The 11,145-nt window shown below is 74.4% G+C and carries 9 protein-coding genes; 4 read left to right on the top strand and 5 right to left on the bottom strand.

All coding sequences use genetic code 11. The features are described 5' to 3' along the window. The coding region (locus tag DZF91_RS34160; protein WP_407920966.1) for a hypothetical protein at positions 1-848 on the top strand (848 nt) is incomplete at its 5' end. 371 nt (positions 849-1,219) lie between these two features. Here DZF91_RS34160 and DZF91_RS34155 read toward each other — a convergent pair. After that, positions 1,220-1,861 (bottom strand): maleylpyruvate isomerase family mycothiol-dependent enzyme, encoded by a 642-nt coding sequence (locus DZF91_RS34155; RefSeq protein WP_117361167.1) that lies wholly within the window; start codon positions 1,859-1,861, stop codon positions 1,220-1,222. 74 nt (positions 1,862-1,935) lie between these two features. Next, positions 1,936-2,223 (bottom strand): DUF4235 domain-containing protein, encoded by a 288-nt coding sequence (locus DZF91_RS34150; RefSeq protein WP_117361166.1) that lies wholly within the window; start codon positions 2,221-2,223, stop codon positions 1,936-1,938. 127 nt (positions 2,224-2,350) lie between these two features. On the opposite strand from DZF91_RS34150, the gene valS reads away from it, so the two are divergent. The 3 genes from valS to DZF91_RS34135 all read left to right on the top strand — a co-directional run bounded on the left by valS (position 2,351) and on the right by DZF91_RS34135 (position 7,534). Beyond that, the gene (valS, locus tag DZF91_RS34145) at positions 2,351-4,915 is read left to right on the top strand and encodes a valine--tRNA ligase (RefSeq protein WP_117361165.1); all 2,565 of its coding nucleotides are present in this window, start codon (positions 2,351-2,353) and stop codon (positions 4,913-4,915) included. A gap of 355 nt (positions 4,916-5,270) precedes the next feature. After that, the gene (locus DZF91_RS34140; protein ID WP_117361164.1) at positions 5,271-6,452 is read left to right on the top strand and encodes an acyl-CoA dehydrogenase family protein; all 1,182 of its coding nucleotides are present in this window, start codon (positions 5,271-5,273) and stop codon (positions 6,450-6,452) included. Further along, on the top strand, positions 6,449-7,534 hold the full coding sequence (locus tag DZF91_RS34135) for an acyl-CoA dehydrogenase family protein (protein ID WP_117361163.1): 1,086 nt from the start codon (positions 6,449-6,451) through the stop codon (positions 7,532-7,534). Before DZF91_RS34140 ends, DZF91_RS34135 begins: the two co-directional genes overlap by 4 nt. Positions 7,535-7,549: 15 nt before the next feature. On the opposite strand, the gene DZF91_RS34130 is transcribed toward DZF91_RS34135, so the two are convergent. The 3 genes from DZF91_RS34130 to DZF91_RS34120 all read right to left on the bottom strand — a co-directional run bounded on the left by DZF91_RS34130 (position 7,550) and on the right by DZF91_RS34120 (position 11,010). Beyond that, complete coding sequence (locus DZF91_RS34130) at positions 7,550-8,806, bottom strand: NADH:flavin oxidoreductase (RefSeq protein ID WP_235834764.1); 1,257 nt, start codon at positions 8,804-8,806, stop codon at positions 7,550-7,552. 10 nt (positions 8,807-8,816) lie between these two features. Continuing rightward, positions 8,817-9,644 (bottom strand): SDR family oxidoreductase, encoded by an 828-nt coding sequence (locus DZF91_RS34125; RefSeq protein ID WP_117361161.1) that lies wholly within the window; start codon positions 9,642-9,644, stop codon positions 8,817-8,819. 79 nt (positions 9,645-9,723) lie between these two features. Continuing rightward, positions 9,724-11,010: a cytochrome P450 gene (locus tag DZF91_RS34120; RefSeq protein ID WP_117361160.1), complete on the bottom strand. Its 1,287-nt coding sequence runs from the start codon at positions 11,008-11,010 to the stop codon at positions 9,724-9,726. Positions 11,011-11,145 lie beyond the last annotated feature (135 nt).

The following is an 11,145-nucleotide window of genomic DNA, read 5'->3' as shown; positions in this document are numbered from 1 at the left end:
CCGCACCGGGCGGGACGTCCGACGCGGCGTCCGTCGCCGCGCCCGGTGCGGCGTCCCCCGGGGCGCCCGAGCCGGTCGGTCCGGGGACCGACCGGGAGATCGGCGAACTGGTCGGACGGCTCGCCGCCGACGAGGGGATGGACCGCGAGACCCGCGGCCGCCTGCTCGCCCGGCTCACCCGCCTCCTCGCCTCCAACGCCCGCGCCGCGGGCGCCAAGGGCGTGGCGCGCGGGCGCTGGCTGGCCGACCTGTTCGCCGCGATCGTCCCGCACGTGCCGATCCGCGACCGGGCCACGCTGACGGCCCACCACCACGGTCTCACCGGGGAGGCCCTGGCCGACAGCGTGGTGCGGGTCGCCGTCAACACCACCACCGCCGTGGGCGCGGCGGGCGGGGCGCTGGCGGCCGTCGAGTTCGCCGCGCCTCCGCTGCTGCTGTCCGCCCCCGCCCAGCTGGCCGCCGAGACGCTGGTGGTCGCGGCGATCGAGGTGAAGATGATCGCCGAGCTGCACGAGGTCTACGACGTGCGGGTGCAGGGGTCCGGCGCCGCCCGGGCCGCGGCGTTCGCGACGGCCTGGGCCCGGCAGCGCGGCATCAACCCCCTGGAGGGCGGCTCCCTCACCGGTGCCCTCGGCGCCGCGTCCAAGGCGGCGCTGCGCAAGCGCATGCTGCGCACCCTCGGACGCAGCCTGTCGACGATGGGTCCGTTCCTGACCGGGGCCGCCGCCGGGGCCGCGCTGAACCGGACCGCCACGAAGAAGCTCGCCGAGAGCATCCGCAGCGACCTGCGCGAGCTCGGCGGCCCGGCCCCCGAACTCCCCGGCGAACACCCCCGTCTCCCGAGCTGACCCCCGGCCGCCATCCGGCCGCTCCCTGGTCGCCCCCCTCGACCGTCTCCGGCCACTCCCGGCCGGAAGCGAGCGAACAACGAAGGCCCGCCCGGACACCCCGGGCGGGCCTTCGCCCTTTCAGGCCGCTCGTCCCGCGCCCGTCCGGAGCGTTCGTCCCGCGCCCGTCCGGAGCGTTCGTCCCGCGCCCGTCCGGAGCGTTCGTCCCGCGCCCGTCCGGGGCGTTCGTCCCGCGCCCGTCCAGAGCGCTTGTCCGGGGCGCTCGTTTCGCGCTCGTCCGGGGTGCTCATCCAGCGCGTTCGCTCAGGCGCTGGTCTCGGTTTCCAGTGCTGCGGCGCGGGCTCGTCGGAACGCGCGGGGCGGCGCGGCGGTCAGGCGAACTCGAGTTCGGCGGCGACGGAGTCGCGACCGCAGAGCCACATGCCCAGGGCCTCGCGGGTGCCGCGCACGACCGGGCCGTCCTTGGCGGTCGGGAGGGCGACCGGGCGGTGGCCGTCGGTCGGTTCGAGGCGGTGCCGCAGCACGCGCCGGTTCAGCCACAGGCTGAGCTGGAGTCCCTCGCGGAAGATCGCGGTGGCCGTCCCGTCCGGGACGCGCCGGGTGAGGCCGAGGCCGCGCAGGACGTCCTGGTGGTGGACGCCGAGGTCGCCGAGCAGGACGGGCGCGCCGATCCGGCTGGTGGTGCTGGGGTGGTCGGCCCAGTGCCGGGCCCACCGCATCAGCCGGTCGCGCGGGACCGCGCGGGCCCGGTCGGCCTGGGCCTGGTTGGCGGCGTTGATCCGCGGGCCGAACGGCAGGTACGAGCCGAGGAAGTAGTCGAGGCCGATGACGTGGCCGAGGACGTCGCGCGGGGCCCATTCGGTGCACAGCGTCGTGCCGGCGTCGAAGTCGTCGTCGGACAGCCCGTCCAGCGTCTCGATCAGCCGGAAGCGCTCGGCGCGCAGTTCGTCCTCGAAGGGCAGGCGGATCCGGTCCAGCAGCGTCCGGTCCAGCAGCGTCCGGTCGAGCGGCATCGTGGTCGGTCCCTTCGTCGCCGGGGGACCGACCACGATACTGGACGATTCGTCCAATGCCCTGCCGGGCGGGGTCAGACGTCGGCGCGCAGCTGGCTCGGCAGGACGCCCGTCCCCTTGGCCCACTGCCGGGCCGCCGCGCGGGTGGCGAGCAGCCGCGCGACCTCCACCCCGACGCCCATGAGCACGGCCCAGGCGACGGCCTCGCTGATCGCGACCTCCGGCGACTCGGGGTTGGTCGGCGGCTCCTTACCGGTCCCCTTCTTCCACGCCATCGTGATCGCCTTCTTGGCGACGAAGCCGCCCGCGAAGGCCGCGGCCCCGGCCATCACGCGCCAGCCGAGGTCACCCTTGTCCGCCATCGATACCTCCCGTTTCTCTTCTGTCTCGACGCTATCGGACCCGTCCGCGCCGCCGGACGCCGCACGCCGGGGCGCGACGGGCGGAAAAACGAACCGATCCGTACCTCGCGGTCAATAGCATTGGTGCATGAACATCCCACCGCGTACCCCGAGCGTCCCTTCCAAGCCCTCCCTGGACGGCCTGGAGGAGAAGTGGGTACGCCGCTGGGAGGACGACCGCACCTACCGGTTCGACCGGTCCCGTCCGGCCGGCGAGGTCTACTCGATCGACACGCCGCCGCCCACGGTCAGCGGTTCGCTGCACGTCGGACACGTCTTCTCCTACACCCACACCGACACGATCGCCCGGTACCGCCGGATGCGCGGCCAGGAGGTCTTCTACCCGATCGGATGGGACGACAACGGCCTTCCGACGGAACGCCGCGTCCAGAACCACTTCGGCGTCCGCGGCGACGCGTCCCTGCCGTACGACCCGTCGTTCGAGCCGCCGGAGAAGCCGGACGCCAAGCGCCAGGTCGCGATCAGCCGCCGGAACTTCATCGAGCTGTGCGACCGGCTGACCGAGATCGACGAGAAGGCGTTCGAGGACACCTGGCGCCGCGTCGGGCTCTCGGTCGACTGGAGCCTGCTCTACACGACCATCGGCGAGAACGCGCGGGCCGCCTCGCAGAAGGCGTTCCTGCGCAACCTGCGGCGCGGCGAGGCGTACCTGTCGGAGGCGCCGACGCTGTGGGACGTCACGTTCAGGACGGCCGTCGCGCAGGCCGAGCTGGAGGACCGCGAGCAGCCCGGCGCGTTCTACCGGCTGCGGTTCCACGCGGGCGACCGGCCGGTGCACATCGAGACGACGCGTCCGGAGCTGCTGCCCGCGTGCGTCGCGCTCGTCGCGCACCCGGACGACGAGCGGTACCGGGAGCTGTTCGGGACGACCGTCCGCACGCCGGTGTTCGGCGTCGAGGTCCCGGTCCTGGCGCACCGGCTGGCCGAGCCGGACAAGGGGTCCGGCATCGCGATGATCTGCACGTTCGGCGACGTCACCGACGTCACCTGGTGGCGCGAGCTCGACCTGCCCACCCGCGCGGTCGTCGGCTGGGACGGCCGGTTCGTCGCGGACCCGCCCGCCGGCGTCCCGGCGGAGCCCTACGCCGAGCTGGCCGGGAAGACCGTCCACTCGGCGCGCGAGCGGATGCTGGAGCTGCTCGGCGAGTCCGGCGACCTGGAGGGGGAGCCGCGGAAGGTCGTCCGGGCGGTGAAGTTCTTCGAGAAGGGCTCCCGGCCGCTGGAGATCGTCACGACCCGGCAGTGGTACATCCGCAACGGCGGGCGCGGGCCGGAGCTGCGCGCGGAGCTGCTGGAGCGGGGCCGCGAGCTGGAGTGGTACCCGGCGTACATGCGCGCCCGGTACGAGAACTGGGTCGAGGGCCTGAACGGCGACTGGCTGATCTCCCGGCAGCGGTTCTACGGCGTCCCGATCCCGGTCTGGTACCGCCTGGACGCGTCGGGCGAGCCGGTCTACGGCGAGCCGATCGTCCCGTCCGAGGACGCGCTGCCGGTCGACCCCGCGTCGGACGTCCCGCCCGGCTTCACCGAGGACCAGCGCGGCAAGCCGGACGGCTTCACCGGCGACCCGGACGTCATGGACACGTGGGCGACGTCCTCGCTGACCCCGCAGATCGCGGGCGGCTGGGAGCGCGACCCCGACCTGTTCGCCCGCGTCTTCCCCTACAGCCTGCGCCCGCAGGGGCACGACATCATCCGCACCTGGCTGTTCTCCACGGTCGTCCGCGCCCACCTGGAGAACGGGTCGCTGCCGTGGAAGGCCGCCGCGCTGGCCGGCTGGATCCTGGACCCGGACCGCAAGAAGATGTCCAAGTCCAAGGGCAACGTCGTCACGCCGATCGCGCTGCTGCGGGAGTACGGCTCGGACGCGGTCCGGTACTGGGCGGCGAGCGGCCGTCCGGGCACCGACACCGCGTTCGACACCGGGCAGATCAAGGTCGGCCGGCGGCTCGCGATCAAGATCCTGAACGCGTCGAAGTTCGTGCTGGGCTTCGCCGACCAGCCGCTGGACGCCGGTGCCGGTGCCGGTGCCGGTGTCGAAGCCGGTGCCGACGAGGTCTGGTACCCCGGCGACCTGGCGATGCTGGCGGCGCTGCGCGGGCTGGTCGCGGAGGCGACCGAGGCGTTCGAGTCCTACGACTACGCGCGGGCGCTGGAGCGCACCGAGCGGTTCTTCTGGCAGTTCTGCGACGACTATCTGGAGCTGGTGAAGCAGCGCGCGTACGGGACGGACGCGAAGGCGGCGTCCGCGCGGGCGGCGCTGAACCGGGCGCTGTCGGTGCTGCTGCGGCTGTTCGCGCCGTTCCTGCCGTTCGTGACGGAGGAGGTCTGGTCGTGGTGGCAGGAGGGCTCGGTCCACCGGGCCGCCTGGCCCACGGCGGCCGAGCTGCCGGACGGCGGCGACGCGTCCCTGCTGGACGTCGCGGCGGAGGCGCTGCGCCAGGTCCGCAAGGCCAAGTCGGACGCGAAGGTCTCCATGCGCACCGAGCTGTCGCGGGCGTCGGTCACGGGCGAGCGCGCCCGCGACCTCGCCGAGGTCGCCGACGACCTCCGGGCGGCGGGCCGCATCGCCGAACTCGATCTGGACGGCCGCGCCGACGGCGCGCTCACGGTCGCGGTGACGTTCGCCTAGCCCGGACGTTCGTCTAACCGGGACGTTCGTCTAAGCCGGACGGTCGTCTGGCCCGGACGGTCCTCCGGCCCGGGCGCTTTCTCGCCCGGTCGGGGTCTCTCGGTCCACCCGAGGGACCCCGACGCGTTTCCGGTGAAGCCTGCACGCGCTTCCGGGGGAACCCGCGGCGGCGTTTCCGGCGGAGCCCGCGGCTTCGTGGGGCTTCGGGGAGGAGGCGCGGAAGCGGGCCCGAGGGTACGGGGTGACCGAACGAGGTTCGGAGGCTAGCGTAAGCGCGTACTGACACGCGTGGCGGCGGCCCGTGCGGGGGCGCGCGTCCCGCGCGTCCGCGTCGTCCCCCGGGAGGAGCCGCCCCGTGACGGATCTCGACGAGTACCGCAGCCGGGCCCGCGCCTGGCTCGCCGAGCGGACGGCCGACCTGCCGCCCGATCCGGGCCTGGCGGAGTGCCGCGCGTTCATGGCCGACCTGTACGACGCGGGCTACGTCGGGATCACCTGGCCCGTCGAGTACGGCGGACGCGGCCTGACGGCGGCCGAGGAGCGCGCGTTCCAGCAGGCCGCGGCCGACCTCCCGCTGCCCGTCGGGGTGTTCGGGATCGGCCTCGGCATGTGCGGGCCGACGCTGCTGTCGCTCGGCACCGAGGAGCAGAAGCGCCGGTACGTCCGGCCGCTGCTGCGCGGCGAGGAGATCTGGTGCCAGATGTTCTCCGAACCGGGCGCGGGGTCGGACGTGGCGTCCCTGCAGACCCGGGCGGTGCGGGACGGCGACCACTGGGTGGTCGACGGGCAGAAGGTGTGGACGTCGGTCGCCCGGCAGGCCGACCTCGGTCTGCTGATCGCCCGCACGGACCCGGACGTCCCCAAGCACCAGGGCATCACGATGTTCGTGGTGGACATGCACGACCCCGGCGTGGACGTCCGGCCGCTGCGCGACATGACCGGGGAGTCGCACTTCAACGAGGTCTTCTTCACCGGCGTCCGCGTCCCGGCGGAGAACGTGGTCGGGGAGGTGGACGGCGGCTGGTCGGCGGCCGTGACGACCCTGCTGCACGAGCGGGTGTCGATCGGGATGGGCGCGGCGCGCACCGAGCGTCCGGCGTCGTTCGCGGCGCTGCGCACCGCCGCCCGCGAGCGCGGCCTGCTCGGCGAGCCGGGCGTCCGGGACCTGCTGCTGGACCTCTACCTGCGGGAACGCGCCTTCGACCTGCTCAACGCGCGGATGTCGCAGGAGGTGCGGGCGGGGATCCAGCCGGGCGCGCGCGGGTCGGTGAGCAAGCTCCTGCTCGCCGACCTGACGATGGCGGGCGCCGACCTGGCGAGCGAGATCCTCGGTCCGGAGTGCCTGACGGGGGACGGCCCGATCGCGCGGGCGCTGGCCTGGGCGCCGGGCATGGCGCTCGGCGGCGGCACCAACGAGATCATGCGCAACATCATCGGCGACCGGGTGCTCGGCCTGCCGCGCGAGCCGCAGGTGGACCGGAACATCCCGTACAAGGCGCTGAAGGTCGGCACGCAGGCGAAGGAGGACGGCCGGTGAGGCTCATCCCGACCGAGGAGCAGCGGGACCTGGCCGCGGCCGTGCGGTCCTTCCTGGCGGACCGGGCGCCGATGTCCCGGGTGCGCGAGATCGCGGAGTCGGCGGACGAGCCGTACGACCGGGCGGTCTGGGCGCGGATGTCGTCCGAGCTGGGGCTCGCGGGGCTCGCGGTGCCCGCGGAGCACGGCGGGTCGGGGGCCGGGTTCGGGGAGGTCGCGGCGGTCCTGGAGGAGCTGGGCGCGGCGCTGACGCCCGTCCCGTACCTCTCGGCGGCCGTCGCGGCGTCGCTGCTGGTCGCGCTGGACGCCAAGGACCTCCTGCCGGGCGTCGCGGCGGGGGAGACGGTCGCCGTGGTGGCGCCGCCGGGGGAGGAGCCGCCGGTGGGGCGGCTCGTGGACCGGGGCGAGTGGGTCCTGGAGGGCGCGGTCGAGCCGGTGCCGGACGGGCCGTCCGCCGATCTGCTGCTCGTCGTCGCCTCGACCGGGGACGGCCGCCGGGGCGTCTTCGCCGTCGCGCCGGACGCGCCCGGCCTCACCGTCACCCCGCTGGCCTCGTTCGACACGACGCGTCCGCAGGCGCGGCTCGGCCTGCGCGGTGTTCCGGCCCGGCCGCTCGGCGCGCCCGACGCGGGGGCGGCGGTCGACCGGGCGCTGGACGTCGCGGCCGTGCTGCTCGCCGCCGAGCAGCTCGGCGGGATGCGGCGCTGCCTGGACGCGATCGTGGAGTACGCGAAGCTGCGCGTCCAGTTCGGGCGGTATGTCGGGTCGTTCCAGGGCGTGAAGCACCGGCTCGCGGACATGCACTGCGTCCTGGAGCAGGCCGAGTCGATCGTCCGGTACGCGGTGTGGGCGGCGGACGAGGCCCCGGACGAGCTCCCGGAGGCCGCCGCGCTCGCCGCGTCCTTCATGGGCCGCGCCTACTTCCAGGTCGCCAATGACCACCTGCTCCTGCACGGCGGTATCGGGTTCACCTGGGAGCACGACGCGCACCTGTACTACAAGCGCGCCAAGGCGGACGAGCTCATGCTCGGCGCGCCGCGCGTCCACCGGGCACGCCTGGCCGCCGTCCTCGGGCTCACGTAGTCCGGGGGAGGGGCGTCAGGCGAGGACGCAGTGGGTGCCGCTGAAGATCGTCGGCATGCACTTGTTGCAGTGCACGCACAGCGACGGCGTCGCGGGCTCGGCCCTGATCCGGTCGATCAGGTCGGGCTCGCGCAGCAGCGCCCGCGCCATCGCGACGAACTGGAAGCCCTCGGCCATGGCGAGGTCCATCGTGGGGCGCGCGGTGATGCCGCCGAGCAGGACGAGCGGCAGCTCCAGCTCCGCCCGGAACCGCCGCGCCGTCTCCAGCAGGAACGCCTCCTGGTACGGGTAGGCGCGGATGAACCGCTTGCCGACCAGCCGGACGCCGAGCCGCTGCGGCTGCGGGAAGGCCGCGGCGAACTCGCGGACGGGCGCGTCCCCGCGGAACAGGTACATCGGGTTAAGCAGCGAGCTGCCCGCGGTCAGTTCGAGCGCGTCGACCGAGCCGTCCTCCTGCAGCCACCGCGCCACCTGGACGCTCTCCTCCGGCCGCAGTCCGCCGCGCACGCCGTCGTCCATGTTCAGCTTGGCCAGCACGGCGATGCGGTCGCCCACCTCGTCCCGGACGGCCCGCGCCACCCCGCGCGCGACCTTCGCCCGGTTCTCCAGCGAGCCTCCGTAGCCGTCCTCGCGCCGGTTGATCCGGGGGCTGAGGAACGAGCTGGCGAAGTAGTTGTGGCCGAGATGGATCTCGACGGCGTCGAAGCCGGCCTCGATCGCCAGCCGCGCGGCGGTCGCGTGCGCGTCCGTGATGCGCCGGATGTCGTCCTCGGTGGCGGCCCGCGTCCGCCGCATGCTCTGCGGGTTGAACATCCCGACGGGCGCGAGTGACGGCGCCCGGTTGGACCGGCCGTTGGCGACCGGCCCCGCGTGCCCGATCTGCGCCGACGCCGCCGCGCCCTCGGCGTGCACGGCGTCGGTGAGCCGCCGCAGCCCGGGAACGGCCTCCGGGCGCATCCAGATCTGGTCCCGTTCGGTGCGTCCCTCCGGCTGGACGGCGCAGTACGCGACCGTCGTCATGCCGACCCCGCCCGCGGCGTGCCGCCGGTGGAACCCGACCAGCTCGTCGGAGACCAGCGCGCCGCGGGACATGCCCTCGAAGGTGGCGGCCTTGATGGTCCGGTTGCGCAGGGTCAGCGGGCCGAGCCGCGCGGTCCCGAACACGTCGGGGACGCCGGCCGGGCCGGGCCGGTGGCCGGGCGGGCTGGCCGGGTCGGTCATTCCAGGGGCGGATCCGGGGTCGGGCAGGCGGGCGGGGTCGGTGGTCGCCACGGTCGTCTCCTCAGAACGTCATCGCGGACGGGTGGGCGTCCGGGCGCATGGCCGCGTCGGTGCCGCCGTCCACGTACAGGACGGCGCCCGTGGTGAAGCGCGCCTCGGGCCGCAGGAACTGGTGCACCCAGAACGCGATGTCCTCGGCCTGCCCGAAGACCCCCAGCGGCATCGGGGTCGGGAACGCGTCAGGGTCGTCGAAGGCCGCGCCGCCGGTGGAGCCCGTCATCAGCGGCGTCAGCACCGCGCCGGGCGCGATCGCGTTGAGCAGCACGCCCCGCCGCGCCCACTCGGGGGTGACGGCCGTCCGCCGCACCCAGTGCGCGACGGCCAGCTTGGACGTGGCGTACGCGGTGATGCTGGGCGCGAAGTCGAGGATCTCGGCGGGCGCGGCGGCCTGTCCGGCGCGCGCCCGCTCGCGCGCGCCGTCCTCGTCCCCGGCGAGCGCGAGCGCGGCCAGCCCGTCGTCCACCAGCGGGACGGTGCTGGCCGAGTTCGAGCTGATCACGACCGCCCGGCCCGCGCCGGACGCGGCGAGCGCCGCGCGCAGCCCGGTCAGCAGCGCCACCGGGCCGAAGTAGTTGACCGACATGACCGCCGCCGCGTCCCGGACGCTCGGGCCGACGCCGGCGATCGCGGCGACGCCGTCGAGCCGTCCGCCGCTCAGGGACAGCACCTCGGCGACGGCGTGCGCGCGGCCGTCCGGCATGCCGAGGTCGGCGACCACGTGCGCGTCGTGCAGGTCCACGCCGATGACCGTGTGCCCGGCGCGCTCCAGCAGCGCGGCGCTCGCCGCGCCCATCCCGGACGCCGATCCGGTCACCGCGAACGTTCCCATGCCCGCACCCTTCGGTCGGCGTCGGTCGTGTCGGAGGTCGATTGGTTCGTCGAGGTCGTGGGCCCGGCGGGAGGCGGCGTCAGTAGGTGAAGGGCAGGTGCTTGATGCCGTTGATGAAGTTGGAGTAGAGCCGGTCGGGTTCGCCCGTGGAGCGGATCGTCGGGACGCGTTCGAACAGCTCGCGGAACATGACGGTGATCTCGCGACGGGCCAGGTTCGCGCCGAGGCAGAAGTGCGGTCCGGGGCCGCCGAACCCGACGTGCGGGTTGGGCGAGCGCAGGATGTCGAAGCGGTCGGGGTCCTCGAAGACCGTCTCGTCCCGGTTCGCCGAGTTGTAGAACAGCAGCACCTTGTCCCCGGCGCGGTACCGGTTGCCGTTCATCTCGTGGTCGCGCGTCACCGTCCGGCGGAACTGGATCACCGGCGTCGACATCCGGACGATCTCCTCGACCGCCCCCGCGATCCGGCCGTCGAAGTCGTCCAGCAGCAGCGCCCGCTGCTCCGGGTTGTCGGTGAGGAGCTTCAGCCCGTGCGCCATGGCGTTCCGCGTCGTCTCGTTGCCCGCCACCACCAGCAGGATGAAGAACGAGCCGATCTCCTGGTCCGTCAGCGACTCGCCGTCCACGTTCGCGGTGACCAGCGCCGAGACCAGGTCGTCGGCGGGCGCGCGGCGCCGCCGCCGGGCCAGCTTCATCGCCATGTGGTTCAGCTCGTAGCCGGCGGCCAGGCCGGCGGCGAGCCCGTAGAGCACGCCGGTGCGGGTGACGCCGGTGCGGGCGAACTCGCGTCCGCCGGTGTACTCCGGGTCGCCGAGCCCCAGGATCACGTTCGTCCGGTCGTACACCAGCGCCCGGTCGGCCTCGGCGATGCCCATCATGTCGCAGATGACCTGCACCGGCAGGCGGGCGGCGACGTCGGTGACGAAGTCGCCGGACGCCGGGCCGCGCGCGAGCAGCCCGTCCACGATCCGGCGGGCGCTCGCGCGCAGGTCGGCCTCGGTGCGGGCGAGGACGCGCGGGGTGAACGCCCGCGAGACGATCCGGCGCAGCCGGGCGTGCCGCGGGTCGTCCATGTTGATCATCGAGCCGAAGTAGCGGGCCAGGTAGCCGGGCAGGTCCGCGATGCTGTTCGAGCACGGCTCGCTGCTGAACACCTCCGGCGTCCGGCTCGCCTCCACCACGTCCGCGTGCCGCACCAGCGCGTGGTAGCCCGGCCCGTGCCTGATGAACGGCAGCTTGAGCTCGCGGAAGAAGGCCGGCCGGTCGCGCCGCCTGAGCTCGGCGAACGCGGCCTCGCGGGCGGCCGGCGGACGGGCCCAGAAGGCGATGTCGGACAGGTCGGTGTCGTGCGCCGTGGCCGTCGTCATCCAGCAGCACCCCCGGAAACCCGAGTCGCGTTCGGTTCGTTCCATCGAACTCGGGTCCCGGGGTCCCGTCAACCGCCTGCCGCCGCCCGCCTGCCTGCCGCCGCCCGCCTGCCGCCGCCCGCCCGCCTGCCGCCG

The organism is Actinomadura logoneensis (genome assembly GCF_003428695.1).
GTDB lineage: Bacteria > Actinomycetota > Actinomycetes > Streptosporangiales > Streptosporangiaceae > Spirillospora > Spirillospora logoneensis.
This window is presented reverse-complemented; position numbering and strand designations above follow the sequence as displayed.

Bases quoted from the DNA above. Each gene is read 5' to 3' on its own strand.
- DZF91_RS34120 (WP_117361160.1), bottom strand. From the start codon at position 11,010: ATGACGACGGCCACGGCGCACGACACCGACCTGTCCGACATCGCCTTC.
- DZF91_RS34125 (WP_117361161.1), bottom strand. From the start codon at position 9,644: ATGGGAACGTTCGCGGTGACCGGATCGGCGTCCGGGATGGGCGCGGCG.
- DZF91_RS34150 (WP_117361166.1), bottom strand. From the start codon at position 2,223: ATGGCGGACAAGGGTGACCTCGGCTGGCGCGTGATGGCCGGGGCCGCG.
- DZF91_RS34155 (WP_117361167.1), bottom strand. From the start codon at position 1,861: ATGCCGCTCGACCGGACGCTGCTGGACCGGACGCTGCTGGACCGGATC.
- valS (WP_117361165.1), top strand. From the start codon at position 2,351: ATGAACATCCCACCGCGTACCCCGAGCGTCCCTTCCAAGCCCTCCCTG.